The organism is Arthrobacter sp. TJ-254, from assembly GCF_058269175.1.
In genome coordinates, this window is sequence record NZ_JBZCNF010000004.1 from 518,135 (window position 1) to 543,177 (window position 25,043).

The window sequence follows — 25,043 nt, forward strand, 5'->3', positions numbered from 1 at the left end:
TACGATGAAATGGTGGAAGCAAACATTCGCGAGGAAGCTGACGCCGCACTGACCCGGCCGTCACCCTCGCAGACCCTGTCTCGCGGTATCCGCGCCCTCGAGATCCTTGCTGAAGCGCCGGGGCCGCTGACGATCGGCGAACTTGCTGAAGCGATGAAGGTCCACCGCTCCGTCGCCTATCGGATCCTGCGCACCTTGGAGGATCACTCACTGCTGATCCGCGACGACACAGGGCGGTTCGAGCCGGGACCCGGGCTGGCGGTGCTGGCACGGAATGTCTCCCGCAGCCTCCAGACAGCGGCACTGCCTGAACTCACCTCGCTGGCGAACTCCCTGAACATGACCGCCTTCGTGGCTGTGTGGGACCGGCAGGAATGCGTGACCCTGGTTTCCGTTGAACCCCGCCACTCCGGAGCGGCGGTGGCCCAGCATCCCGGCTCCCGTCACCCAGTCCACTCCGGAGCCCCGGGCATTGCCATCCAGTCGGCAATGAGTGAGGGGGAGTGGCAGGCCGTTGCTCCGACAATCCCCTACCGCACCCAGGCCGCCCTGGCCCGGAACCGGGGCTACGCCGAGAGCCACGACGAAGTGATAGCGGGAGTTTCCTCGATTGCCGCTCCCATAACAGTGCCCGGTGGAAAACCGGCGGCCATCGCCGTCGTCTATATCCGGTCCGACCAGGATGCGCCGAAAATCGGTGCCGAGCTCAGCGCGGGCGCCGAACGCATCGCGAGCCAGCTGCGGTAGGCAAACGCTTCCCGCGGTCCGGCGGGCCGCTGCTAGGCGAAGGTCCGTCCCGGCTGCCGCGCTGACCGCACCGGTGCGAGCAGCGGCTCGAAAAAGCCCGCGAGTTCGGCCATCGACCCCAGGGGCAGGACGTTTGCCACGTACTGGTCCGGGCGCACGACGACGATCACGCCGGAGCGGTCGAGGCCGCGCAGTTCGAAAATGTCGGAAGCCGGATCGGCGGCGTACACCAGTTCGTAGTCGGTGAGCCCGAACGGTCCCACCGCGGGCTTGAACGCTGCCGGAACGCCTCCGATGTCGACCTGCCTGTGGTCCTGCTGGTAGATCACCTTGACGTCGAACCACGCGTCCGCCCCCGCACCCTCGGGGGTGGCAGCGAGCGGAGAGTCGGGAGCGTTCTGAATCCACGCGGCGAAGTCGGCCACACCCGAGCCGCTGCCCGCCTCGGCCGCATCGGCGAAGACGTAGATCCGCCAGCGGCCGTCGGCCGTCGCGTGGTGGCCGAGGTGCATGGGGACGCCGTCGCAGACCCGCACCACGGGCGCCGACTTGAATCGCTTCCCGATCGGGAACCCCGTGGCGAGGTCCTGGTGCACGGGGTCGGCGATGAGGAGTGAGGGTGCGTACTGGGTCATGAAGCCCATGGGGAACTCGCCCGTGCGCACATAGAAGTCCTCGAGTTCGGAAGGGTCGGAAAACTCCTCCGGCTTCTTGGCCATGAGAGTTGACCACTCCTTGTCGAACTCGATCAGGTCCTTCGCCACGACCTGCCGCTCCGCCGAATAGGTTGCCAGCAGGCGCTCGGGGCTGCGCCCGTCGAGGACGTGCCCGAGCTTCCAGCCGAGGTTGAACCCGTCCTGCATCGAGACGTTCATGCCCTGGCCCGCCTTGGCGCTGTGGGTGTGGCAGGCATCCCCGGTAATGAACACGCGCGGGGTGCGGCTTCCCACCTCGTCCGGGAGGACGTCGTCGAACCGGTCGGTGAGGCGGTGGCCCACCTCGTAGACGCTGTGCCACGCGACGTTCCGCACATCCAGCGTGTAGGGGCTGAGGATCTGGTTCGCCTTCGCGATGATCTGGTCGAGGGTGGTGGCGCGCACCGCGCCGTTGTCGTCCGGCCCGACCTCGCCCAGGTCGACGTACATGCGGAACAGGTGGCCGCCCTCGCGGGGGATCAGCAGGATGCTTCCGCCTTCACCGGACTGGATGGCGCATTTCAGGCGGATGTCCGGGAAATCCGTGACCGCCAGGGCGTCCATGACCCCCCAGGCGTGCCGGGCCTGGTCGCCGGCCAGCGTGCAGCCGATTGCCTGCCGCACCTTGCTGCGCGCGCCGTCGGCGCCCACAACGTATTTCGCCCGCACGGTGCGCTCCCTGCCCTGATGTTCGCCGGAGGTGTGCACCAACGTCACTCTCACCGGATACTCCCCGTTCCCGGTCATCTCGAGTCCGGCGAACTCGTAGCCGTAGTCGGGCTCCATCCGGGTGGGGGAGTTCTTCATGAACTCCGCGAAGTAATCGAGCACGCGGGCCTGGTTGACGATGAGGTGCGGGAATTCGCTGATGCCGGTTGGGTCGTCCTCTGGACGGGCGGTGCGGATAATGCGTGACGGATCCTCGGGATCCGGCTTCCAGAACGCCATCTCGGTGATCCGGTACGCCTCATCGATGATCCGCTGTGCGAAGCCGAAGGCCTGGAAGGTCTCGACGCTGCGGGCCTGGATGCCGTCCGCCTGGCCGATTGCCAGCCGGCCCGGGCGGCGCTCAACGATGCGCGTGGTGATGCCCGGGAACTGGGAGAGCTGGGCGGCGGTGGTCATGCCGGCAGGGCCGGTCCCCACGATCAGGACGTCGACCTCGTCCGGAAGCTCCCTGGGCCGGTCAAGCCCGACGCCGGCCGCCGGACGAACGCGTGGATCGCCTGACACATATCCGTGATGGTGGAATTGCACGGGATTTCCTCACTTCGTCGTGACGGCCCATCGGCCACCTTGTTCGATAATAGAACTTCCCGTTCGATAAGTGAACAAGGATTGGGTGCTACTGTACGCGCCCTGAGACGGACGTCACAAGAGCTCATGAGCGCCTCGACGCCCGGTGTCAGTAGCTTGCGGACGGGTCGCCGGCGTCGGCCGAGCCATGCCTGGGCTCGGTGTATTCAGCGGCGAGGGCCTCGGAGCCGCGGGCCAGCAGGGCGACGTCGGCGCCGACGAGGATGAACTTCGCGCCGGCACCGAGGTAGCTGTGTGCCGTCGCCGGAGTGAAGGCGTTGACGCCGGCGGGTTTGCCGGCCCGCCCGGCGGCGGCCAGGCAGCGCTCGACGGCGCCGCGCACGTCGGCGTGCTCCTGCTGTCCGAGGAGGCCCATTGAAGCTGCGAGGTCGGAGGGGCCCAGGAAGATGGCGTCGACCCCGTCAACGTTCAGGATCTCCTCGACGGCGTCGACGGCCGCCGTCGATTCGATCTGGACGGTGACGCTGACGGTTTCTCCGGCGCGGGCCAGGTAGTCCGGGATTCGGTTCCAGCGGGCGGCCCGGGCCAGGGCTGAGCCAACACCCCGGACACCCTCCGGCGGATAGCGGGTCGCGGCCACTGCGGCCTCGGCCTCCGCCGCGGAATTCACCATCGGAATGAGCAGGTTCTGGACCCCGAGGTCAAGGTACTGCTTGATGACCACCGGGTCATTGACCGGCGGGCGGACCAGGGTGGTTACCGGATACCCGTGAACGGCCTGCAGCTGGGCAAGGATGGATTCAAGTCCGTTGGGGCTGTGTTCGGCATCCACAAGGAGCCAGTCAAGCCCGGCCCCCGCACAGATCTCCGCGACCAGCGGGCTTCCGGAGCACACCCACATTCCCGCAAGCGGGCGGCCGGCGTCGTCGAGCGCGTCCCGGAAGGTGGGACCGGGTTCTATTCGAAGCGGCATGTCACAACCCCAAGCGGTCCGAAGTCGGCGTGGACGGTGTCGCCCGGATGAACCCACAGGGGGCGGGTGAAGGACCCGGCGAGGATGATGGCCCCGGCCTTCAGCCCGTCGCCGTGCGCCGCGATCTTGTTGGCGAGCCAGTGGACTCCGGCTGCGGGGTGGTCGAGGACCCCTGCGGCGACACCGGTCTCCTCGACGGTCTGGTTCTTGTAGAGGATCGCCGAGACCCAGCGCAGGTCGACGGCGTCGGGGCGCACCGGGTTGCCTCCGATCACCATGGCGCCCATGGCGGCGTTGTCTGAGATGGTGTCAACGATTGTGCGTCCCTCCATCTCGATCCGGGAATCGAGGATTTCGAGTGCGGGGACAACGTAGTCCGTCGCATTAAGCACGTCGAAGATGGTGCAGCCCGGACCCGCAAGGTCCTTCTTCAGCACGAACGCGAGCTCCACTTCCACCCGGGGGTGCGTGTAGCGCTCCCACTCCACCGAGCATCCGGTCTCGAGAACCATGTCGTCGAAGATGGCACCGTAATCGGGTTCGGTGATCCCGGTTGCGGCCTGCATCGCCCTCGAGGTGAGCCCGATCTTGCGTCCCACCAGGACGCGGCCGGCGTCCTCGTTGCGTTGCCGCCACAGCCGCTGGACGGCATAGGAGTCCTCAACGGTCATGTCGGGGTAGCGGGCGGTCAGCAGGGGGACAGGGGTGCGGGTCCGGGCAGCGTCAAGGAGTTCGTCGGCGATCATTTCTACTGTGGATGGGTCGAGCATGGCAGGCTCCGTTCAGCGTTTGGAAGAGGGCGAAGGCGGTGTGGACAACCTGCGGATCAGAGCTGGGCGCCGACCTTGAAGCCCTTTTCCCCACCGTCGGGCTGGCGGGTGTAGGAGAAGCCGTCGGCGCCCACCGTGACGGCCATCTCTGAGGCGTCGGTGCGTTCGATCACCGGCTGCGGATTGCCGTCGAGGTCAAGGACCAGGGAGGCCTCCGTGTACCAGCTGGGGACGACGGGGTTGCCCCACCAGTCGCGGCGCTGGTTGTCGTGCACGTCCCAGGTGATCGTGGGGTTGTCGGGGTCCCCCGTGTAGTAGTCCTGGGTGTAGATCTCGATGCGGTGCCCGTCCGGGTCGAGGATGTAGAGGTAGAAGGCATTGGAGACGCCGTGGCGTCCGGGCCCCCGTTCAATGCGGTCGCTAATGCGCAGGGCGCCCATCTTGTCGCAGATCTGGATGATGTTGTGCTTTTCGTGCGTGGCGAAGGCGACGTGGTGCATCCGCGGTCCGTTGCCGCCGGTCAGGGCGGTGTCGTGGACGGTCTGCTTGCGGTGCATCCATGCGGCATAGGTGACGCCGTCGGAGTCCTTGATGTCCTCCGAGACACGGAAGCCGAGGTCCTCGAGGTAGGCACGTCCCCGCGGGACGTCGGGGGTGACCTGGTTGAAGTGGTCGAGGCGGACCAGTTCCCCGGCGGAGTAGAGGTCGTAGCGCTGGGTGAGGCGCTCGACGTGTTCGGTCTCGTAGAAGAATTCGTACGGGAAGCCGAGCGGGTCCTCGACGCGGACCGAGTCCCCGATGCCATTGGTGAAGCCTTCCGTGCGGCGTTCGGTGCGGCAGCCGAGCTCCTTGTAGTACGCCTCGGCGGCGTCGACGTCCTGCGGTGTCCGCACCCGGTAGGCGAAGGCCGCGACGGCTGCAACAGGTCCCTGCCGCAGCACCAGGTTGTGGTGGATGAACTCCTCGAGGGAGCGCAGGTAGATGGTGGTCTCGTCCTCTTCGGTCACGTGCAGGCCGAGGACACCGACATAGAATTCCCGCGACTTCGCGAGGTCGGTGACGACGATTTCCATGTAGGCGCAGCGGACAATGTCCGGCGCGGGGACCGAGGGCTTGGGGACGGCATTGCTCATGGGAATCTCTCTTCGTTGAAAGCGGAGGTGTACGGCGGAAGCTAGCCCTCGTTCAGGGCCGACACCTCGACGCTGCCGAACTTCGGGGTGTGGACGATGCCGAGGGTGATGTGCACGGCCTGCTGGTCGGTGTAGAAGTCGATGGAGCGGTAGCCGCCCTCGTGGCCCAGCCCGGAGGCCTTGACCCCGCCGAAGGGGGTGCGCAGGTCGCGGACGTTGTGGCTGTTCAGCCAGACCATTCCTGCCTCGACGTTCTGGGAGAAGGTGTGCGCCCTGGTGAGGTTCTGTGTCCAGATGTAGGCGGCGAGCCCGTACCGGGTGTTGTTCGCCAGGGCGAGGGCTTCGGCGTCGGTGTCGAACGGCGTGATCGCGACGACGGGGCCGAAGATCTCCTCCTGGAAGATCCGCGCATCGGGGGAGACGTCGGCGAAGACGGTGGGCGCGATGTAGTTGCCCTCCGGCAGGTGCTCCGGGCGTCCGCCGCCGGCGAGGAGCCGGCCTTCGGTTTTGCCGATCTCGACGTAGGAAGCGACCTTGTCGAAGTGTTCCGGGTGGACCAGGGCCCCGACCTCGGTCCGGGGGTCGTGCGGATTGCCGACCACGATGTTCTTCGCCCGGGCGGCGTACTTCCGGCAGAACTCCTCGTACACCGGGCGTTCGACGAGGATCCGCGAACCGGCGGTGCAGCGCTCACCGTTCAGGGAAAATACTCCGAACAGGGCCGAGTCTATTGCCGCGTCAAGGTCGGCGTCGGCGAACACCACGCACGGGCTCTTGCCGCCGAGCTCCATTGACAGGCCCTTGAGGTTCTCCGCGGCGTTGCGGAAGATCGTCTGGCCGGTTGTTGTCTCACCGGTGAAGGAGATCAGCGGCACGTCGGGGTGTTTCACGAGGGCGTCGCCGGCTTCCTCGCCGAGGCCGTTGACGAGGTTGAACACGCCGTCGGGCAGGCCCGCATCCTTGAAGATCTGTGCCCACAACGACGCCGACAGCGGGGTGAATTCGGCCGGTTTGAGGACAACCGTGTTGCCGGTGGCAAGGGCGGGCGCCAGCTTCCAGGACTCGAGCATGAAGGGGGTGTTCCACGGCGTGATCAGCCCGGCGACGCCGATCGGCTTGCGGTTCACGTAGTTGATCTGGGAGCCGGGGACCTTCATTGCGTCGTCGAACTGGGCCACGATGAGGTCGGCGAAGAACCGGAAGTTTTCGGCCGCGCGCAGTGCCTGTCCCTTGGCCTGCGTGATGGGCAAGCCGGTGTCGAAGGTCTCAAGTTCCGCAAGGCGCGACTCCTGCGCTTCGACGGCGTCGGCGATCCGGTTCAGGACCCGGGCGCGTTCGCTGGGCTTCATCTTCGGCCAGGGACCATTGAGGAACGCTTCACGTGCTGCCGAAACGGCGCGGTCGATGTCCTCTTTCTGGCCGGCGGCCGCCGTGGCGTAGTTGGTGTTGGACACCGGGTCGAGGACGTCGAAGGTCTTTCCGCTGACCGAGTCGACGAACCGGCCGTCGATGTAGTGCTGGATGTGCGAGGGGAGTCCCTCCGGGACGTACTGCTCTGTCGCTGTGCTGCTGGGAGTCGTCATCGTGGGTTCCTAACGGGAGTCGGTGGCGCTGGACTGCGCGAGGTAGGCGTCGAGGGTGGCGCTGCGGTGGAGACGTGCGGCTTTCTCAATGTCGTCGGCACCCGCCTGGGACTCAATGAGCTTCAGCAGGGCCTCGTGTTCGTCAACAGACTGGCGTGCGCGGCCGGGGACGAAACGGAAGGTGGAGGAGCGCAGTGAAGCCAGGCGGTTCCATCCACGGTGCACGAGGTCGAGGATGTGCGGATTGGGGCAGTGTTCGAAGAGGACGCTGTGGAAGTCCTGGTTAAGCCGGGTGAAACGCACCGGGTCGAAATGCTGAAGGCAGGCCCGCATCTCTTCGTTGATGCTGCGGGCGCGGGCGATGTCCGCGGCCCCAAGAAGTGGGGAGGACAGGGCGGTGGCCGCACCCTCGATGATGCTGAGGGTCTGCATCGTGTAGAGGTACTCGGTGGGATCGATCCCCGCCACCGTGGCGCCGACGTTGCGTTCGAAGGTCACAAGGCCTTCGGCTTCCAGCCGGCGGATCGCTTCGCGTACCGGCACCACGCTGACCCCGAGGTCCCCGGCGATTTTCGCGAGCACGAGACGGTAACCGGGGGAGTAGGTCCCCTCAACGATCCGGGCCTTGACCAGGGCGTAGGCCTGCTCTGATTTGCTGCCGGGGGCGGCAGGCCCCGCAGCCGCGACAACCTCAGCCACGGGCCTTCGCCTCCCACTCCTCATACAGCGCACGCCAGGAGGCGTTCATGGGATAGAGGCCGTCAACGCCGTGGCCCTGTTCAACCATTTCGGCGATGAAGGCCTCCTCGCGTTCCTGGGCAATTGAATCCTCGGCGAGTTCCGCGGCAAGCGCCGGTGGGATCACCAGGATGCCGTCAGCGTCGGCAACGATGATGTCGCCGGGCTGGACCGTTGTGCCGCCGCAGGCGATCGTGATGTCGGTGTCCCACGGGATGTGGCGGCGGCCGAGCACGGCAGGGTGGGGATTGGCGTAGTAGGTGGGCATGTCCAAGGCCGCGACGGCGGAGAAATCCCGGACGCCGCCGTCGGTGATGACCGCCGCCGCGCCGCGGACCTGGGCGCGGAGGGCGAGGATGTCGCCGATGGTTCCCGTACCCGTCTCACCCCGGGCCTCCATGACGAGGATTTCACCCTCATTGACCGAGTCGATTGCCCGCTTCTGCGCGTTGTAGCCCGCGCCGTGGGTGGCAAAGAGGTCCTCCCTGTTCGGAACGTAGCGCAGGGTTCGGGCCAATCCCACGATCCGCCTTTCCGGGCGGGTCGAGGTGAGGCCGTCGATGCTGACATTGTTCAGGCCGCGCTTGCGGAGCTGCGAGGAAAGTGTCGCCGTCGACACTCCTTCGAGCTTCGTTTTGAGGGCCGGGGTCAGCACGGGCACCGGGGCAGGGATGCCCGCGGCCTCACGCGAGCCATAGGCCTCCTCCCGCTGGAGGTCGTCACTCTTTGGGCGGGCACCGAAGTCTGCGAACGCCGTCGTGCCTTCCTCCACCCTGGTGACGAGACGGCCGGTGCTCATCCCGCCGTCGTTGTCTGTCGAACCGACGCTGCTGACCTCGACCTCGATGACATCGCCGGGGACGGCGACTGAGGCCCCGGCGGGGGTTCCGGTCAGGATGATGTCGCCGCGCTCGAGGGTGAGCAGCTGGGACAGATCGGCGATGAGCCGGGTGAAGGGGAACAGCAGGTCCTTGGTGGTGTCGTCCTGAACCAATTCGCCGTTGTGCCAGGTGCGGAGACGCAGCGCGGCGGGATCCACGGAGTCCGCCATGATCAGCCCGGGACCGACGGGAGTGAATCCGTCGCCTCCCTTTGACCGCAGGTTTGACCCTTTGTCGGCGTACCGCAGGTCATACACCCCGAGGTCGTTGCTCGCGGTGATCCATTCGACGTGGCTCCACGCGTCGTCGATGCCCACGCGGCGAGCAGGCCTGCCGATGACCAGGGCAATTTCGCCCTCGAATCCGAGCAGCTCGCAGCCTGCCGGGCGCTCGACCGCTGAACCGCTGAGGGCCAGCGACGACGGGGGCTTCAGGAAGTACGAGGGCTGTCCGGGCGTGCGTCCCCGTTGGGCAGCCCTGCTGGGGTAGTTGATGTGCACCGCAATCACCTTGCGTGCCTTCGCCAAGAGGCCGCCGTCAACCAGTTCCACCCGCTGCTCCTCGTCAAATATGAAATCGTATACGAACCCTAGGGGCTCCCATCCCGCGGGTCAAGGGGTGGTCCTCGGGCCGCGGATTATTTCCCGTGGCCTATTCCCAGTGGCGCTCGGATCGCTTAGTGCGTTGGTCGAATGTGCACCTCCTGCGGTAATCGATCCTTCAAAGCGGGGAATTCTGCAGAGTGGTTGCCTCGAAGGGGGCTGCGAGCCAAAGGTCCGGTCCGAAGACTTCGTAGCGGATCGCCTTCGCGGAGACGCCTCTGTTGATGAGAGTGCTTCGAAGGGACTGCATGAACGGCAGCGGGCCGCAGAGGTAGTAGACGGCACCCGGGGGCAGTTCGATGGAACTCAGGCTCATTCTGCCCTCGAGTTGGTTCTCGCCGCTTCCGGATTCCGTGACGCCGGTGCTCCAGGTGATCATCCGTGCGTCGGACATTCGGCTCAGGTCCGTCTGGATCTGGTCATGAAGGGCCATTGGGCCGGGGCCACGGTTGGCGTGGAGGAAGGTCACGTTCCGCCGGGCGTCCGTCCGGGCCAGGTGCGAGATCATTCCCGCATGCGGAGTGATTCCGATGCCTGCGCTCGCGAAAACGATCGGCCGGTCCGACGCTTCAAGGACCACGTCTCCGAAAGGCGCCGAGAGCAGCACTTCATCGCCGACCTCGAGTTTGTCGTGCAGCATCGTTGAAACTTCACCGTCGGGCGTTGCCGGGCCGTTGGCGCGCTTGACGGTGATCTGGCGGTGGGTTCCGTCATCGGCCCGGGAAAGGCTGTACTGCCGTGGCTGCCACACGCCGTCGGGCATGAGCGCCTTGAGGCTGACGTACTGCCCGGGGAGGGAGGGGCTCGCGGGGCTTCCATCGCGGTGCTCGAGGACGAAGGTGGCCACGTCCTGGTTCTCCCGGATCTTGCGGACGATCCTCCAGGTCTGCCAGACGGATTCGAGAGTCAGCCCTGCGTCGCGGTAGAGGGCACGCTCCTGGTTGATGAGGGCGTTGGCCATAAGCCAGTACACCTCGTCCCAGGCCGCGGCCACCTCGGCGGTCACTGCCTGCTGAAGCACGTCCCCGATCGCCCACATCAGGTGCTCGTGCACTACCTCGTACTGCTCCTCGCGCAGGCCGAGCGACGCGTGCTTGTGGGAAATCCGCGCCAGCAGGTGATCGGGCAGATCGTTCGGGTTGTTCACCAGGAAGGAGGCGAATGCGGCAATCGAGCCGGCCAATGCCTGTTGCTGGCGGCCGTCAGCCTGATTGCCCCGGTTGAAGAGCCCATTGAGCAGCTCCGGCCGGGCCTCGAACATGTGCGCGTAGAACCGGCGCGCAATCTCCCCGATATGCTCGCCCACAACGGGAAGCGTGGCGGCAATGACGGGGCGGGAAAAATTAGAAAGCATTACGGCCTCTTTCAACGCAGTAGCAACCGACGGGCTGGGATACCCCGGGGCGGCGCACCCGCGGCCGGGTCGCCTGCGCCGAAGAACTGCGCTGAATGCTGAACGAGGCGGGCCGGCCTGTAGGGGCACATTCCACACCCTATTGAATTTCTACACGTTGTAGAAATTCATGACGGCGGACCCGCGGTGCTGACGGAAGCCGGAAGAGATGCGCCGCCCGGAGGCTAGGCTGAACCAGTGAGTGAGACCCTTCCCGGAAACCGTCAGCTCAGCCGCAGCATCCTCCGCCTTGCGGTTCCCGCCCTCGGGGCGCTCATTGCCGAACCCTTGTTCCTCCTTGCCGACTCGGCGATTGTCGGCCATCTTGGTGTTGCCGAGCTGGCCGGCGTGGGGCTCGCATCGACGGTCCTCCAGACCGCGGTCGGACTTATGGTGTTCTTGGCATATTCGACTACGCCCGCCGTGGCGCGGCTGCTGGGGGCCGGGCGCCGGGCCGAAGCAGTAGCGGCGGGCCGTGACGGGCTCGGCCTGGCGGTGCTGCTCGGGCTGCTGTTGTCCATTCTCGGATGGATATATGCACCCGTCCTCGTGGCAGGCCTCGGCGCGCGGGGCGAGGTGCACGTCTTCGCCGTCGACTACCTGCGCTGGTCGATGCCCGGGCTCACCGCCATGCTCGTGGTGCTCGCGGCCACCGGCGTGCTGCGGGGGCTGCAGGACACGAAAACACCGCTCATCGTGGCCGGCGTGGGATTCGGCGCGAACATCGCCCTGAACTTCCTGCTGGTCTACGGGCTGGGACTCTCGGTGGCGGGATCCGCCCTCGGCACAAGCATCGCGCAGTGGGGCATGGCGGCGGTGTACCTCGTGATCGTCCTCCGTCTGGCACGCGGGAACTCCGTGCCGCTGCGTCCGCGCTGGAGGGGTGTGCACTCCACCGCCAGGGTCGGGTCGTGGCTGATGCTGCGGACGGTCAGCCTCCGGGCTGCCATCCTGGCCACCGTGTTCGTTGCCACCGCACAGGGGCCGGTCACCCTCGCCGCCCACCAGCTCGTCATGACCATCTTCACCTTCCTCGCGTTCGCCCTCGACGCCCTCGCCATCGCCGCGCAGGCGCTGATCGGCAAGGAGCTCGGTGCCGGAAACAAGGCGCTCGCCGGTGCGCTCACGCGCCGCATGGTGGTGTGGGGGCTCGGGTTCGGCGCCCTCACCGGGGGTGCACTGGCCGCCGCTGCTCCTTTCCTGGGGCAGCTCTTCACCCCCGACGAGCAGGTGCAGGCCGCCTTCGCCGCCGGCCTGTGGGTCCTTGCCGCGGCCCAGCCCGTGTGCGGGCTGGTGTTCGTCCTTGACGGTGTGCTGATCGGCGCAGGCGATGCGCGGTACCTCGCGCTCGCGGGCGTGCTCAACCTGGCGCTCTACCTCCCTCTGCTGGCAGCCGTCTATACTGCCGGGCTAGCCGGATCCTCCGGCCTCGTCTGGTTGTGGACCGCCTTCGGCCTTGGATACATGGCGGCGCGCGCCGGAACCCTTGGCTGGCGCGTGCGCAACGACCGCTGGATGGTCACCGGAGCGACGGCCCCGCGCGGCTAGGGGCCGCGGGAGGAACCGGGTGCGGGCACCGCCGATTCCGCCGTAAACTAGGACAATGCACTTCTACGCCACGTAGAAGCTTTTGATGCACCACCGGAAGGATTTTCAGTGGCTAAGAGCCAACCGGGGAAACCCAGCCAGGGCAGGATGCGCCACGGCGTCAAGGGGCCCCTCGTCTTTTCGGCGGTCCTGGGAGTCGTGGCCGGCTTTGCCACAACCGTCTTCGCCACGGGCGGAGCGGGAAGGGCACTCCGCGTCGACCTTGGTCTCACAGCGGCCGGCATTGCCTTCATCGTCTCGCTGATGATCTGCGCAATGCTGATGATGGTTGAGGCACCAAACCCGGAACACCTGGGCAAGGGTTCCGGAGTGAACCGGTCATCGGCGCCCTCGCAGGGGCAGCGCGCGACGCATGGGCCCGGCGGTTCGTCAGTCCCGGGATCCACCGGGTCAGGACCCGACGACGCCGAGCCGCGCTACGGCCAGCGGCGGCCCGACGCCTGAGCCCCGGCACTGCCGGCAGGGCGGTGACGATCAGGCCCCGGCTTTGCGGGCCCGGTATGCCTTGACGTGCGTGCGGTTGGCGCAGTTGCCCGTATCGCAGAACCGCTTTGAGCGGTTGCGTGAAAGATCAAGGACCACCGCGCTGCAGTCCTCGGCCGCGCAGGTGCCCAGCCGCCCCAGTTCGTGGGCCCGAATGACGTCGACGATTGCCATGGCGGCCTCGGTTGCCATCCGGTCCACCAGCGGGGCCTCGGGTCCTGTCGCGTGGAGGTGCCAGTCCCAGTGGTCGTGCCGGACAAGCTGCGGCAGCGCGTTTGCCGAGCGCAGGATCCGGTTCACCCTGGCCACGGCGTCGTCCTCCGCGGAGTGCCAGATCACCTCAAGTTCGGCCCGCAGCCCGCGCACCGCCTCAAGCTCCGCCGGCGAGTGCGTCCGCGACCCGGAGAACTGCTGCGCCGCCAGGAATGCATCAAGGTCCTCCTGCGTGCTGAGCTGGTCGCGGTCTTCCTTGCCCGTGTTGATCAGCGCTGCCGCCGACACCAGCGCAACCTCGGTGTCATAGGTAAAAGACATCTTGACTCCTGACATGGCCCGCAGATAGTGTCACGACCATTAGTAGGTTTTGATCATGACACCAAGATCATGGCATCAATTGGGTGGGTATGAAAGGCGGTGAGCGGATGGAGCGGCGTCCTGCGTCGGGCATCTGGATTGCCCTGTTGTCGGCGGCAACGTTCGGACTCTCCGGCGGGTTCGCCAAGTCCCTCCTCGAAACCGGATGGAGCCCCGGCGCGGCCGTGGGGATCCGGATCGCCGGTGCCGCCCTCGTACTGGTCGTCCCCGCGCTATTTGTGCTCCATGGCCGCTGGTCGACCCTGCGCGGCAACGTGCTGACCGTGACGGTCTACGGTGTCACAGCCATTGCGCTCTGCCAGCTCTTCTACTTCAATGCCGTTTCCCGCATGTCGGTGGGTGTCTCACTGCTGCTCGAGTATCTCGCACCGGTGCTGATCGTCGGCTGGTTCTGGCTGCGCTCGGGGAAGCCGCCGCACCGGCTCACGCTTGCGGGCGCCGTCCTGGCTGTCCTCGGGCTGCTGTTCGTGCTCGACCTCGGGGCCGAGGAGCGGCTGGATCCGGTCGGGGTGATTTACGGCCTTGGCGCGGCGGTGTGCCTTGTGGTGTTCTTCCTGATGTCGGCCCGCATCAACGACAGCCTCCCGCCGCTGGTCATGGCGGCGGGCGGCATGGTGACCGGCGCGCTGACCATCGGCGCCCTGGGCGTGGCCGGGGTCATGCCCCTCCGCTTCGTCTTCAGCGACGTTGTGCTGGCCGGGTGGCAGACCAGCTGGGTGGTGCCGGTCGCGGGGCTGGTGCTGGTGTCGACGGTCGCGGCGTACGTTACGGGAATCATCGCCGCGCAGCGGCTGGGCCCGAAGGTTGCCTCGTTCGCGGCGCTGACCGAGGTCCTGTTCGCCGTGTTGGCGGCCTGGCTGATGCTCGGAGAGCTTCCGAAGATCGTCCAGCTCATCGGCGGGGTCCTGATCATGGCCGGAGTGGTGTGCGTGCGGGTCGACGAACTGCGCTCCGCCGGACGCACCCGGGCCGCTGAAGCCCGTCCGGGAACCGCGGATCTTCCCAACAGCGTGGAGCCCGTTCCCCGGCCCTGAAATCAACCCCGCCGTGGGGGGAGGGGGGAGCTGGGCCGGGCTCACTTAGCGAACCTGCGCAGCCGCAGCGAATTCGCAACAACAAGCACCGAGCTGGCTGCCATTGCGGCTCCAGCAACCATCGGGTTGAGCAGGCCGAGGGCGGCCACCGGAATGCCGATCGTGTTGTAGAAGAACGCCCAGAACAGGTTGGTCTTGATGGTGGAGAGGGTTCTGCGCGAGAGCTCGATCGCCGAGGCCACCTGCTCCAGGCTGTTGCCCATCACGGTCAGGTCGGCGGCTTCGATGGCCACGTCGGTGCCCGATCCCATGGCGATCCCAAGATCCGCCTGGGCCAGTGCCGGAGCATCGTTGACGCCGTCGCCGGCCATCGCGACGATCGCGCCGCGCGCCTGCAGCTCGCGCACGGCAGCGACCTTCCCCGCGGGCAGGACCCCGGCCCGTACGTCTTCGGGCGCAATGCCGACTGCCTCGGCGACGCGAGCGGCAACCGAAGCGTTGTCCCCGGTCAGCAGGATGGGGCGCAGCCCAAGACTCTTCAGGCGCTGGATGGCACGTGCCGAGCCCTCCTTGACCGTGTCCGTCAAGGTGATCAGGCCTACGGCCCTGCCGTCGACGGCGATCCAAACCGCCGTCGCCCCCTGATCCTCGGCAAGGCGCATTGCCTCAATGTCGTTGTCGGAGAGCTCGATGCCGTTGTCCCGCAGCCAGCTCTGCCGGCCGGCAATGACGGTGGAGCCCTCGACCGTGCCCCGGACGCCACCGCCGGGGGCGCTCGAGAAGCCTGTCACCGGGGGCGGCGCGTCGGCGGCGGCCGCGATCGCCCGGGCGATGGGGTGTTCGCTCGCGGATTCGACAGCGCCGGCGAGGCGCAGCAGCTCGGGGGGCTGCAGGGCTCCGTGCAGCACGGCCGTGCCGCTGACCGCGAGCCGGCCGGTGGTGACCGTGCCGGTCTTGTCCAAAACGATGGTGTCGACGGTCCGGGTGTCCTCGAGCACCTGGGGGCCGCGGATCAGGATGCCGAGCTGGGCGCCCCGGCCGGAACCGGTGAGCAGGGCGGTGGGCGTGGCGAGCCCCAGGGCGCATGGGCAGGCAATCACGAGCACGGCGACGGCGGAGGTGAACGCGCTCTGCAGGTCGCCGGTGATCAGGGCCCAGGCGGCGAAGGTGCCGATGGCGATAACCAGGACCACCGGGACGAACACGGCGCTGATGCGGTCGGCGAGGCGGGCGACGCGGGCCTTGCCGCTCTGGGCCTGGCTTACGAGGCGGCCCATGTGCGCCAGCGTTGTATCGCTTCCCACCCTCGTCGCCGTCACGACGAGGCGTCCGGAGGCGTTGATCGTCGCCCCGGTGACTGGATCGCCGGGGGAGACTTCAACGGGCACCGATTCGCCGGTCAGCAGTGAGGCGTCCACGGCGCTGTGTCCCTCGAGCACTATGCCGTCCGTTGCTATCTTTTCCCCGGGCCGGGTGACGAAAACGTCGCCGGGGATGAGCGTTTCGGCCGGAATGCTGATCTCCCGCCGGTCGCCGTCGGCGCCGCGCAGAACGCGTGCCTCCTTCGCCCCGAGACTGAGCAGGGCCGTAAGGGCCGAACCGGCGCGCTCCTTGGCGTTCGCCTCTAGGTACCGGCCGAGCAGCAGGAAGGTGACGACAACGGCGGCCACCTCGAAGTACAGGGCGTGGCCGCCCATGTCCATGCCGGTATGGGCGGTGATCGAGGGATCGCTGAAGAGCTGCCACGCCGAGTAGAGATACGCCGCGGTGACCCCGATCGAAACGAGGGTGTCCATGGTCGAGGAGAGGTGGCGGGCGTTGACGGCCGCGGCGCGGTGGAAGGGCCAGGCGGACCAGGTGACCACCGGGGTCGACAGGGCGAAAACGGCCCAGCCCCAGTTGGGGAACTGCAGCGCAGGGAGCATCGAGATCAGGAGCACCGGCACGGTGAGCAGGGCGGCCGTGACAAGCCGGGGGCGCAGCCGTGCGGCCGCGGTGGGGCCGTCGTCGGGGCGCTGGTGGGCGGCCGTGTGCCGGACGCTTGCCGAATATCCGGTCGCCTTGACCGTGTTGAGCAGGTCCTGGTCCGAGATCGCCGCGGGCACCCGCACCACGGCCGATTCCAGGGGCAGGTTGACGCTCGCTTCGACACCCTCGAGCTTGCCCAGTTTGCGTTCCACCCGCGCCACGCAGGAGGCGCAGGTCATCCCCGAGATGTCGAGCTCCACCACCCGGGTGCCGTCCACCGCCGGGAGCCTGTCTGTGTCCATGCTCAGGCGTCGTTCGCGACCACGAGGTACCCGGCCTCGGCCACAGCTTCGCCAACCTCGGCAGGGGCCAGCGGCGCGTCCGAGATGACGGTGGCGGTTGAGATGCCCTCCTTGTTGAGCGCGATGTCGACCGCAGTGACCCCCTCCAGGGACTGAAGCTCGCTGGTCACTGCATCGACGCAGTGGCCGCAGGTCATTCCCGAGATGCTGACGGTTGTTGTTTCCATGATGTGCTCCTTGAATCGGGTGGTCGGGTTATTGGCCGGATCGGCGGAATTCAGCGCAGGAGACGGCCGATGGCGGCGGAGGCTTCCTGGACCTTGTCCTGGACGCCCTGCGGATCGCCCGAAGCCTGGGCATCCTGGGCGGCGCCAACGACACAGTGGGTGATGTGGTCCTCAAGCAGGCCAAGGCTGACGGCGTGGAGTGCCTTGTTCACCGCCGCCACCTGGGTGAGGATGTCGATGCAGTACTTGTCCTCGTCGACCATCCGCGCAATGCCGCGCACCTGTCCCTCAATGCGCTTCAGGCGCTTCAGGTAGGCGTCCTTGTCCGCGCTGTAGCCGTAGGCGGAAGGCTCGGTGGTTGGGGCTTCGTTCATGGGGTTCTCCTTCGGATCCCTTTCATGATACCCCAAGGGGGTATGCAGTGAAAGGCGGACTCCTGAGGGCTCGGCCTCCTCGGGCCGGTGCGCCCCGGCGGGCACCGGGCGGGCCTACCGTGCAGCGGGTGCCCGAACCGCGGCAGTGCGGGCCGCGAGGAGCGCTTCGATCCCTGCGGGGGAGAGCACGTGCTCATGGGCCAGGACCACGGCGCCGAGCAGGCCGACGGTGTCCTGCTGCGTGCTCGGTTCAACGCGCAGGGACCGTGTGGCAAGGGGCAGGGCGCGGTGGTAGATCGCGGAGCGGATGCCGGCAAGCAGCTCCTCGCTGAGTTCAGCGAAGGGGCCGCCGACAACGATGGCGGTCGGGTTGTAAAAGCTCACGATCATTGAGAGGACCTTGCCGATGCTCTCGGAGGCCTCGCGCACCGCCCTCCTCGCGTAGAGATTCCCCTCGGCGGCAAGGCGGGTGACATCGCGGCCGGTGCGCGCGGCTTCGACGCCCTGGGCGCGGAGCTTCCTCGCGAGCGCTTCGCCTCCGGCGACGGCTTCGAGACAGCCGATGTTGCCGCAGGAGCAGATCTCGCCGTCGTGCCCGGGTACCTGGATATGCCCGATGTCCCCCGCCGCGCCCTCCGCGCCGCGGTGCAGCCGGCCCGCGCTCACAATGCCGCACCCGATCCCGGTGCTGACCTTCACGTAAAGGATGTGTTCGGTGTCCTCGTTGCGGGCCCAGTACTCGCCCAGGGCCGCGAGGTTCGCGTCGTTGTCCACGAGGGTTGCAACGCCGTACCGCTCGGCAAAGAATCCGGGGACCACGCATCCGTCCCACCCCGGCATGATCGGAGGCCGAACGACCGTGCCGGTTGAATGCTCAACCGGTCCGGGAACGCCGATGCCAATGGCGCAGACCTCCGGGATCTCCCTCGAGGCCGAACGCAGCAGGGCCTGGAAGGCCCTGTCGATCCCCTCGAGGACCGGCTGCGGGCCGTCGGCGATGCGGATCGAGTAGGAAACCTGGGCAAGCGTGGTTCCGGCGAGGTCGCTCACCGAGAGCGCGCACTGCGTCACGCCCACGTCGGCGCCGAGGATGACTCCCGCTGAGCCGTTGAGCCGCAATTCGCCGGGAGGCCGCCCGCCCTTCGACGTTCCCACCTCCTCAAGCACAAGTCCAAGCCCGATCAGCTCATCGCTCCGGGTCGCCACGGTGCCGCGGGAAAGGCCGGTGACGGCGGCGAGGCGGGTGCGGGTGCACCGGGGTTCCCGGGCGATCGCCTGAAGCACGGCGCTGAGGTCCCCGCCGGAGGGTGAAGGAGATCTGCGCTGTTCTGCTGGAGTGATGACCATCTCACAAGCATCCCAAACTTCTCCGGAAGTTATGCCAATATTTTCATAACTTTTTGCGATTGCCAACATAAGAACTGCACCATATGCTCATGGCTTGTGTGATTCAGGTGACACCCCAAGGAGTTCAGTGGCACATATCGGTATTGGAATTGTTGGTACAGGCATGATGGGCCGCGTCCATGCCGACGCGGCCCGCAGGGTCGGCGCGCAGATCGTTGCTGTCAGCGGATCGAGCCTTGCGACGGCGAAGGCCGCCATCGAGTCATGGGCTCCGGAAAGCCTTGCCCTTGAGGTCGACGACCTGATTGCCCATCCGCTCATCGAAGTCGTCCACATCTGCGTGCCGAACCACCTGCACGAGGAGTTGGCGGCGAAGGTGCTTCACGCCGGAAAACATGTTGTCTGCGAAAAGCCGCTGGCTCTCGACGCCGCGGGAGCCCGGCGCCTCGCCGGACTCGCCCGGGAGTCGGACCTGGTGGCCGCCGTTCCCTTCGTCTATCGCTACCACGCACTGGTTGCGGAGGCCCGGGTGCGCATCACGGCCCGCTCCAGCGGCAGCATCCACCTCATGCACGGCTCGTACCTCCAGGACTGGCTTTCCACCCCCGAAGACACCGACTGGCGTGTCGACCCGGCACGGGGCGGCGCATCGCGGGCATTCGCCGACATCGGCTCCCACTGGTGCGACCTCGTGGAATGGGTCAGCGGACACAGGATCACCGAAGTGTCGGCTCTCACCTCCACGGCGTTCGCCAAGCGCGCCCTGCCTGCCAGCAGCGGGTCCGGCACGACCGAGGACATCGCGTGCGTCAACTTCCGCACCGACCGCGGGGCCGTCGGCTCGCTCGTCGTGAGCCAGGTTTCCCCGGGGCGGAAGAACCGCCTCTGGTTCGACATCAGCGCCGAGCGCGCAAGCGTCTCCTTCGACCAGGAACACCCGGAGGGCCTGTGGGTCGGCCAGCGCTCCGGCAGCCAGACGGTCGTGCGCGACCCAAGCACCCTGAGCCCCGAGGCAGCGTCACTTTCAACGCTTCCCGCCGGTCACCCCCAGGGTTACCACGACTGCTTCAGGGCCTTCGTCTCCGACGTCTACGCCAGTGTGCTCACCGGGGACGTCGAGCGCATGCCCAGCTTCGACGACGGCGTCCGCACCGCGGCCATCACGGAGGCGGTGCTCGCCTCCGCCGCCACCGGCGGCTGGGCCGAGGTGGCCGCCAATGAGGTTCACCAGCTTCCCCCGCGCTGAGCAAACCCGGGCGTTCCCCCGCACGCTTCCCCACAGAAGAACCGACAAGGAAGTCAACCATGAAGAAGCCATTCCCGACGATTGCGGCAACAGCCGCCGTCGCCGTCCTCGCGCTCGCGACGACCGGCTGCACCGGAGCAGCACCCTCAGGCCAGGGCGGCGCCGGGGAGAACGAGATCCGTTACCTCATCGGCCAGCCGGAGCTCCCCGCCGAACTTGACCTGATCAAGGCCGACCTCAAGAAGTTCGAGGAGGAATCCGGCATCAAGGTCAAGCTCGACGTCCTGCCGGCCGACAACATCAGGACCGTCCTCCAGACCCAGCTGCGCTCCGGTCAGGGCCCTGACGTGTTCAACTACGACACCGGTCCCGGTTTCGCCGGGACACTCGCCGAGGCGGGACTCCTCTACGACCTCACCGAGGCCTACGAGCAGAATGACTGGAACATCTACGACTTCGCCCGCGAGCGAGTCACCTTCGACAACAAGGTGGTCGGCGTGCCGACCCAGCTCGAGGAGATCGGCGTCTTCTACAACAAGGACCTTTTCGCGGAACACAACATCGCCCAGCCGAAGAACCTCGGAGACCTCAAGGACGCCGCAGCGGAGCTCGCCGAGGCTGGGGTCACCCCCTTCGCGGTCAGCGACAAGGAAGGATGGCAGGGCGGGCACCTGCTGAGCATGGCCCTCTCAAGCCGGGTCGGCGCCGACGGCGTCCAGGACCTCCTCGATGGAAAGACCCCGTGGACCTCGCCCGACGTCGTCGCCGCCCTCGAGACCTGGGCGGACTTCGCGGCGTCCGGACACCTTCCCGATACTCCCAATGCCCTCACCTACGACGACGGCAACGCCCTGTTCTACTCGGGCAAGGCAGCGATGGATCCCACCGGAAGCTGGCTCGTCTCATCCCTGAAAGAGTCGGCCGACTTCGAGGTCGGGTTCATGCCCTTCCCCGCCGAAGACGGTGAAGGCATCTTCAGCGGAGGCCTCGGCGCCGGAACCTTCATCTCGTCTGCGACAAAGAATCCCGACGCCGCTGTGAAGCTCCTCGACTACATGCAGACCGAGGAACGCGGGCGCTGGCAGGTCGAAAACCTTGGCACGATCCCCGCCTACCCTGTGGACACGGAAGGGCTCGAAGTCTCCGAGCTCTTCTCCCAGGTGATCGACGACACGGCGCGCATCGCCGAAGGGTCCGGCGACTTCGGCTACAACATCGACGTCCTCACCACCGACGTCTTCAACAATGCGATGTGGGACGGGTTCCAGGGAATCCTGACGGGACAAAAGACCCCCGAGCAGGTTGCCCAAGACCTTGACGCCGCCGCACAAGCTCCCGAAAAGAAGTGAAATGAGCACTGAAATCCGCTCGACAACCCCCACGGTCACGCGAAAGGCGCAGGCCCGCCTCGGCATCGCACTCATCCTGCCCCTGATGCTGGTCGTCACCTTTTTCTTCCTCTTCCCGCTCGGAAACGCGATCTACTACTCGTTCGTGGACTTCGACGGCATCACCCCCGCCCCGGCGTTCGTGGGCCTGGACAACTACACGCGGATGTTCACCGACCCCGAGGTGTGGCATGCCCTGGGCAACAACGCGATCTGGATCGTGATCGGCACGGCGGCCCCGCTGCTCATCGGCCTCGCCCAGGCGCTGCTGCTCTGGAAGGTCCGCCATGTCGGAATCTTTTACCGGCTTGCCTTCTTCCTCCCGTACGTCCTGCCCCAGGTCGCGATCGGTATCGTCTGGGGATGGATCTACGACCCGGTCGACGGGTGGGTGAATAAGGCGCTTCAGGCGATGGGCCTCGGCGGGCTCACCACCGGCTGGCTGGGCAACCCCAACACGGCCCTCTACGCGGTGCTGGTGACCGCGATCTGGGCCACCGCCGGGTTCGTGCTGATCATCTTCCTCTCCGCCCTGCAGAACGTTGACGTCGAACTCGTCGACGCAGCGCGGCTCGACGGCGCCAACGGCGTGCAGCGCCTGCAGCACATCATCCTGCCGCAGATCATGCCGGTCTTCCTGATGGTCACGACCATCACCCTGGTGGGCGGATTCAGCGTCTTCGACATCATCTTCATCATGACCGGCGGCGGCCCGGCCAACGCCACAAACGTAATCGGCACCTATGCCTACTCCAGCGCATTCCAGCTCAGCCAGATCAGCTACGGAACCACCCTGGCGCTGTTGATCACGGCCCTGTCGATCCCCTGCGCCGTGGCGCTCAACCGACTGCAGCGGCGGCTCTCTCTCCAAGGAACAGGCGTATGACAAACACAACCGCAGTAAAGCATCCAAGCGGCCGGCCCGCACTCGACAGGAAGGCCCCGCCGGTCCGGCAGAACCACCTCTCGGCACGACGCAGGGGCGCCCTCACCGGGAAGCACCTCATCCTGATCGTGCTCTCGGCCATCTCCCTGTTTCCGGTCATCCTGGTCGTCTCGACGGCACTCAAGACCGAAACGGACGTGCGGACGAACCCGTTCGGACTCTTCTCATCGTTCTCCCTTGAGAACCTCGCCAACGCGTGGACCGTCGGCGACTTCAGCAGCTACCTGCTGAACAGCGTCCTGCTGTCGGTGCCGAGCACCCTGCTGGTCGTCGTGCTCTCGACGATGGCCGGCTACACCTTCGCCCGGCTGCCCTTCCCGGGCCGGTCGTTCGCGTTCTACCTTGTGGTGCTGGGACTGCTCGTTCCCTTCTTCGCCTACATGATCCCCCTCTACTTCCAGCTGCGCGGTCTGGGACTGCTCGACACGCTGCCCGGGGCCATCCTGGTGCTGACCTCCACGGGGGTGTCCTTCGGAACCTTCTTCATGAGGGCGTTCTTCGCCGACCTCCCGCAGGAGCTCGAGCAGGCGGCCCGGGTCGACGGATGCTCGGAGTGGCAGATCTTCGTGCGCGTCATGCTGCCCCTTGTCACCTCGGGAGCAGGAGCCCTCGGAGTCTTCACGTTCATCCAGAACTGGAACAACTTCCTCGTTCCGCTGCTCTACCTGCCGGGCGGGGAATTCCGCCCGCTCACCACCGGGCTCTACCAGTTCACCGGCGGCCGCTCACTCGACATCGGTCCGCTTGCCGCCGGAACGCTCATCACCATCATTCCCGTCGTCGTCCTCTTCGTACTCATGCAGCGCCAGGTGGCCGAGGGGTTCATCTCGGGGGCAGTGAAGGGCTGACCGGCCCGTTCCCCATCAGCACCATCGATCAAAGGAAAACAGCTTCATGGCTTCTGTTGTAAGTTTCACCTCTCCGCGCGTCGCGGAGGTCGTCAGCGAACCGGTACCAACGGTGGGCGCAACCGACGTGCGGATCCGCACCCTCTACTCGGGCATCTCGGCCGGGACGGAGCTCACCGCGTACCGCGGAAGCAACCCCTACCTGCAGAAGCAGTGGAACCAGGAACGCCGGCTCTTCGTCGACGGCGCCTCCACCCTCAGCTACCCGGTCAACGGCTGGGGCTACGAGGAGGTCGGAGAAGTCGTCGAGGTCGGGGACGCGGTAACCTCCGTGGCCGTCGGCGACCGGATCTGGGGCACCTGGGGCCACCGCTCCGATACGGTGCAGACCGAGGAATACGCGGCCGCCCGCATCCTGGATCCCGCCGCCGACCCGCGGATCGGCATCTTCTCGCAGATCGGCGCGATCGCCCTCAACGTGGTCCTCGACGCCGACATCCACATCGGTGAAACGGTCGCGGTGTTCGGGCTCGGTGTTCCCGGGCAGATCGTGGCGCAGCTGGCCCGCCTGAACGGGGCGCGGGTCATCGCGGTCGACGGGATCGCCGAGCGGCGCGAACTGGCAGGCAAGCTCGGCGCCGACATCCTGATCGACGCCGCCGAAGGGAACGTCGCTGAGCGCATCCGGGAACTCACCGGCGGCAGGGGCGCCGATGCCTGCCTCGAGGTGACCGGCAACTACCGCGCCCTCCACGAGGCCATCCGGGCCGTCGCCTACAGCTCCCGGGTCTGCGCCGCCGGCTTCCTCCAGGGCGAGGGAATGGGGCTGCGCCTCGGTGAGGAATTCCACCACAACCGTGTCCAGGTGATCTCAACCCAGATCTCGGGTGTATCCCCGACGCTCCAGCACCGCTGGGACCAGTACCGGCTGGCAAGCACGGCCATCGACCTCGCCGTTGCCGGCCGACTGAACCTGATTGACCTCATCTCGCACACCGTGCCGCTTGAAGACGCCGGTGCCGCGTTCAGCATGCTCGACACAAACCCGCAGGACGCCCTCCAGGTCGTCCTGAAATTCGAGGAGACCTCATGAGCATCAAGCTTGCAGCACAGGAACACATGCTCGAAGGAGAAACACTCCTCGAGAAGTTCGAGTTCGCCCAGGACCGCGGATTCGACGGCATCGAACTACTCGGCCGCGGTGACGGAATCTTCGCGGAACGCGCCGCGGAACTCCGGGCGGCCCGCGAGGCCGGCGTCGTCATGCCGAGTGTCTGCGTGCAGATGGATCACTTCATCGGTGACTTCGACCCGGCCAGGAGCAAGGACGCCCGGGAGCAGATGAAGCACCTGCTCACCGGTATCGCTGCCGCCGGCGGATTCGGCGCCGTCACGCCCAACGCCTTCGCGCTGTTCAGCCGGCGGCTTCCACCCTTTGCGCCGCCCCGCAGCGACGAGGAGTCGCGGGCAGTGCTTCTCGAATCCCTCGCCGAACTCGGGGACCATGCGGCAAGGGAGGGCGCAGTCGTCCTGCTCGAGCCGCTGAACCGGTACGAGGACTTCATGGTCAACACCCTCGCCGACGCCGTGTCCCTCGTCGAGGAGGTCGCCTCCCCGGGCGTCGCGGTCATCGCCGACACCTTCCATATGTCGATCGAGGAATCCGACATCCCCGCGGCGATCCGGTCGGCCGGCAGGCACATCCGCCACGTGCAGCTCGGTGACAGCAACCGGCTCGAACCAGGTGCCGGGCACTACGACTGGCCGGGCACCCTCGCCGCGCTGTCGGAGATCGGCTACGACGGCTGGCTGGCGATGGAGTGCGGCCTCAGCGGACCGTCCCGGGACGTGCTGCCGAAGGTTTCGGCACTGCTCAAGAACTAGCCCCGCCCCACAGAACGGAATC

At 66.9% G+C, this 25,043-nt stretch carries 23 protein-coding genes; 10 read left to right on the top strand and 13 right to left on the bottom strand.

Annotated elements, in window-relative coordinates:
* The first annotated feature begins 9 nt into the window (after positions 1–9).
* The gene (locus AC4D14_RS13980) at positions 10–747 is read left to right on the top strand and encodes an IclR family transcriptional regulator (protein WP_490903230.1); all 738 of its coding nucleotides are present in this window, start codon (positions 10–12) and stop codon (positions 745–747) included.
* Positions 748–779: 32 nt separating this feature from the next.
* Here AC4D14_RS13980 and AC4D14_RS13985 read toward each other — a convergent pair whose 3' ends face one another.
* From AC4D14_RS13985 to AC4D14_RS14020, 8 genes are all read right to left on the bottom strand, one after another.
* Positions 780–2,699, bottom strand: coding sequence for an FAD-binding monooxygenase (locus AC4D14_RS13985; protein ID WP_490903231.1), 1,920 nt, complete (start codon positions 2,697–2,699; stop codon positions 780–782).
* 148 nt (positions 2,700–2,847) lie between these two features.
* Positions 2,848–3,672: an HpcH/HpaI aldolase family protein gene (locus AC4D14_RS13990; protein WP_490903232.1), complete on the bottom strand. Its 825-nt coding sequence runs from the start codon at positions 3,670–3,672 to the stop codon at positions 2,848–2,850.
* On the bottom strand, positions 3,657–4,442 hold the full coding sequence (gene hpaH, locus AC4D14_RS13995; protein ID WP_490903234.1) for a 2-oxo-hept-4-ene-1,7-dioate hydratase: 786 nt from the start codon (positions 4,440–4,442) through the stop codon (positions 3,657–3,659). Before hpaH ends, AC4D14_RS13990 begins: the two co-directional genes overlap by 16 nt.
* Before the next feature lie 56 nt (positions 4,443–4,498).
* A complete protein-coding gene (hpaD, locus tag AC4D14_RS14000; RefSeq protein ID WP_490903235.1) occupies positions 4,499–5,575 on the bottom strand; it encodes a 3,4-dihydroxyphenylacetate 2,3-dioxygenase in 1,077 nt (358 codons plus the stop codon).
* Positions 5,576–5,616: 41 nt separating this feature from the next.
* Positions 5,617–7,158 (bottom strand): 5-carboxymethyl-2-hydroxymuconate semialdehyde dehydrogenase, encoded by a 1,542-nt coding sequence (gene hpaE, locus AC4D14_RS14005; RefSeq protein ID WP_490903237.1) that lies wholly within the window; start codon positions 7,156–7,158, stop codon positions 5,617–5,619.
* A 9-nt stretch (positions 7,159–7,167) separates the two neighbouring features.
* Positions 7,168–7,857 (bottom strand): GntR family transcriptional regulator, encoded by a 690-nt coding sequence (locus AC4D14_RS14010; protein ID WP_490903238.1) that lies wholly within the window; start codon positions 7,855–7,857, stop codon positions 7,168–7,170.
* A complete protein-coding gene (locus tag AC4D14_RS14015; RefSeq protein ID WP_490903239.1) occupies positions 7,850–9,328 on the bottom strand; it encodes a fumarylacetoacetate hydrolase family protein in 1,479 nt (492 codons plus the stop codon). Before AC4D14_RS14015 ends, AC4D14_RS14010 begins: the two co-directional genes overlap by 8 nt.
* Before the next feature lie 169 nt (positions 9,329–9,497).
* Positions 9,498–10,733 carry a globin domain-containing protein gene (locus tag AC4D14_RS14020; RefSeq protein ID WP_490903240.1) on the bottom strand — a complete coding sequence of 412 codons (1,236 nt, stop codon included), beginning with the start codon at positions 10,731–10,733 and terminating at the stop codon, positions 9,498–9,500.
* Positions 10,734–10,970: 237 nt separating this feature from the next.
* On the opposite strand from AC4D14_RS14020, the gene AC4D14_RS14025 reads away from it, so the two are divergent.
* Together AC4D14_RS14025 and AC4D14_RS14030 are read left to right on the top strand one after the other, a co-directional pair.
* Positions 10,971–12,320 carry an MATE family efflux transporter gene (locus tag AC4D14_RS14025; RefSeq protein ID WP_490903241.1) on the top strand — a complete coding sequence of 450 codons (1,350 nt, stop codon included), beginning with the start codon at positions 10,971–10,973 and terminating at the stop codon, positions 12,318–12,320.
* Between the two features lie 108 nt (positions 12,321–12,428).
* Entirely contained in the window at positions 12,429–12,824 is a 396-nt protein-coding gene (locus AC4D14_RS14030) for a hypothetical protein (protein WP_490903243.1), read from the top strand.
* Positions 12,825–12,854: 30 nt separating this feature from the next.
* Here the strand turns inward: AC4D14_RS14030 and AC4D14_RS14035 are convergent, their stop codons facing one another.
* Positions 12,855–13,397 (bottom strand): CGNR zinc finger domain-containing protein, encoded by a 543-nt coding sequence (locus AC4D14_RS14035; RefSeq protein WP_490903244.1) that lies wholly within the window; start codon positions 13,395–13,397, stop codon positions 12,855–12,857.
* A 107-nt stretch (positions 13,398–13,504) separates the two neighbouring features.
* Here AC4D14_RS14035 and AC4D14_RS14040 point away from each other — a divergent pair, with 107 nt between their 5' ends.
* Positions 13,505–14,491, top strand: coding sequence for an EamA family transporter (locus tag AC4D14_RS14040; protein WP_490903245.1), 987 nt, complete (start codon positions 13,505–13,507; stop codon positions 14,489–14,491).
* A 41-nt stretch (positions 14,492–14,532) separates the two neighbouring features.
* Here the strand turns inward: AC4D14_RS14040 and AC4D14_RS14045 are convergent, their stop codons facing one another.
* The 4 genes from AC4D14_RS14045 to AC4D14_RS14060 form a co-directional block, all read right to left on the bottom strand.
* Positions 14,533–16,761: a heavy metal translocating P-type ATPase gene (locus AC4D14_RS14045; protein WP_490903247.1), complete on the bottom strand. Its 2,229-nt coding sequence runs from the start codon at positions 16,759–16,761 to the stop codon at positions 14,533–14,535.
* Between the two features lie 2 nt (positions 16,762–16,763).
* Positions 16,764–16,988: a heavy-metal-associated domain-containing protein gene (locus tag AC4D14_RS14050; RefSeq protein ID WP_490903249.1), complete on the bottom strand. Its 225-nt coding sequence runs from the start codon at positions 16,986–16,988 to the stop codon at positions 16,764–16,766.
* Positions 16,989–17,038: 50 nt separating this feature from the next.
* Positions 17,039–17,362 carry a metal-sensitive transcriptional regulator gene (locus AC4D14_RS14055; protein WP_490903250.1) on the bottom strand — a complete coding sequence of 108 codons (324 nt, stop codon included), beginning with the start codon at positions 17,360–17,362 and terminating at the stop codon, positions 17,039–17,041.
* A gap of 114 nt (positions 17,363–17,476) precedes the next feature.
* Complete coding sequence (locus AC4D14_RS14060) at positions 17,477–18,709, bottom strand: ROK family transcriptional regulator (RefSeq protein WP_490903251.1); 1,233 nt, start codon at positions 18,707–18,709, stop codon at positions 17,477–17,479.
* A 127-nt stretch (positions 18,710–18,836) separates the two neighbouring features.
* Here AC4D14_RS14060 and AC4D14_RS14065 point away from each other — a divergent pair, with 127 nt between their 5' ends.
* The 6 genes from AC4D14_RS14065 to AC4D14_RS14090 are packed head-to-tail and all read left to right on the top strand — an operon-like array spanning position 18,837 to position 25,021.
* Positions 18,837–19,955: a Gfo/Idh/MocA family protein gene (locus tag AC4D14_RS14065; RefSeq protein ID WP_490903252.1), complete on the top strand. Its 1,119-nt coding sequence runs from the start codon at positions 18,837–18,839 to the stop codon at positions 19,953–19,955.
* 59 nt (positions 19,956–20,014) lie between these two features.
* On the top strand, positions 20,015–21,304 hold the full coding sequence (locus tag AC4D14_RS14070) for an ABC transporter substrate-binding protein (protein WP_490903253.1): 1,290 nt from the start codon (positions 20,015–20,017) through the stop codon (positions 21,302–21,304).
* 1 nt (position 21,305) lies between these two features.
* Complete coding sequence (locus AC4D14_RS14075) at positions 21,306–22,229, top strand: carbohydrate ABC transporter permease (RefSeq protein ID WP_490903254.1); 924 nt, start codon at positions 21,306–21,308, stop codon at positions 22,227–22,229.
* The gene (locus AC4D14_RS14080) at positions 22,226–23,137 is read left to right on the top strand and encodes a carbohydrate ABC transporter permease (RefSeq protein WP_490903256.1); all 912 of its coding nucleotides are present in this window, start codon (positions 22,226–22,228) and stop codon (positions 23,135–23,137) included. Before AC4D14_RS14075 ends, AC4D14_RS14080 begins: the two co-directional genes overlap by 4 nt.
* 46 nt (positions 23,138–23,183) lie before the next feature.
* Positions 23,184–24,230 carry a zinc-dependent alcohol dehydrogenase gene (locus AC4D14_RS14085; protein WP_490903257.1) on the top strand — a complete coding sequence of 349 codons (1,047 nt, stop codon included), beginning with the start codon at positions 23,184–23,186 and terminating at the stop codon, positions 24,228–24,230.
* Positions 24,227–25,021 (top strand): TIM barrel protein, encoded by a 795-nt coding sequence (locus AC4D14_RS14090; protein WP_490903258.1) that lies wholly within the window; start codon positions 24,227–24,229, stop codon positions 25,019–25,021. Before AC4D14_RS14085 ends, AC4D14_RS14090 begins: the two co-directional genes overlap by 4 nt.
* The last annotated feature ends 22 nt before the right edge of the window (positions 25,022–25,043 follow it).

Coding starts and splice junctions, on each gene's coding strand:
- AC4D14_RS13980 (WP_490903230.1), top strand. CDS start 10: ATGGTGGAAGCAAACATTCGCGAGGAAGCTGACGCCGCACTGACCCGG.
- AC4D14_RS13990 (WP_490903232.1), bottom strand. CDS start 3,672: ATGCCGCTTCGAATAGAACCCGGTCCCACCTTCCGGGACGCGCTCGAC.
- hpaH (WP_490903234.1), bottom strand. CDS start 4,442: ATGCTCGACCCATCCACAGTAGAAATGATCGCCGACGAACTCCTTGAC.
- hpaD (WP_490903235.1), bottom strand. CDS start 5,575: ATGAGCAATGCCGTCCCCAAGCCCTCGGTCCCCGCGCCGGACATTGTC.
- hpaE (WP_490903237.1), bottom strand. CDS start 7,158: ATGACGACTCCCAGCAGCACAGCGACAGAGCAGTACGTCCCGGAGGGA.
- AC4D14_RS14020 (WP_490903240.1), bottom strand. CDS start 10,733: ATGCTTTCTAATTTTTCCCGCCCCGTCATTGCCGCCACGCTTCCCGTT.
- AC4D14_RS14035 (WP_490903244.1), bottom strand. CDS start 13,397: ATGTCTTTTACCTATGACACCGAGGTTGCGCTGGTGTCGGCGGCAGCG.
- AC4D14_RS14040 (WP_490903245.1), top strand. CDS start 13,505: ATGGAGCGGCGTCCTGCGTCGGGCATCTGGATTGCCCTGTTGTCGGCG.
- AC4D14_RS14045 (WP_490903247.1), bottom strand. CDS start 16,761: ATGGACACAGACAGGCTCCCGGCGGTGGACGGCACCCGGGTGGTGGAG.
- AC4D14_RS14050 (WP_490903249.1), bottom strand. CDS start 16,988: ATGGAAACAACAACCGTCAGCATCTCGGGAATGACCTGCGGCCACTGC.
- AC4D14_RS14055 (WP_490903250.1), bottom strand. CDS start 17,362: ATGAACGAAGCCCCAACCACCGAGCCTTCCGCCTACGGCTACAGCGCG.
- AC4D14_RS14060 (WP_490903251.1), bottom strand. CDS start 18,709: ATGGTCATCACTCCAGCAGAACAGCGCAGATCTCCTTCACCCTCCGGC.
- AC4D14_RS14070 (WP_490903253.1), top strand. CDS start 20,015: ATGAAGAAGCCATTCCCGACGATTGCGGCAACAGCCGCCGTCGCCGTC.
- AC4D14_RS14075 (WP_490903254.1), top strand. CDS start 21,306: ATGAGCACTGAAATCCGCTCGACAACCCCCACGGTCACGCGAAAGGCG.
- AC4D14_RS14080 (WP_490903256.1), top strand. CDS start 22,226: ATGACAAACACAACCGCAGTAAAGCATCCAAGCGGCCGGCCCGCACTC.
- AC4D14_RS14085 (WP_490903257.1), top strand. CDS start 23,184: ATGGCTTCTGTTGTAAGTTTCACCTCTCCGCGCGTCGCGGAGGTCGTC.
- AC4D14_RS14090 (WP_490903258.1), top strand. CDS start 24,227: ATGAGCATCAAGCTTGCAGCACAGGAACACATGCTCGAAGGAGAAACA.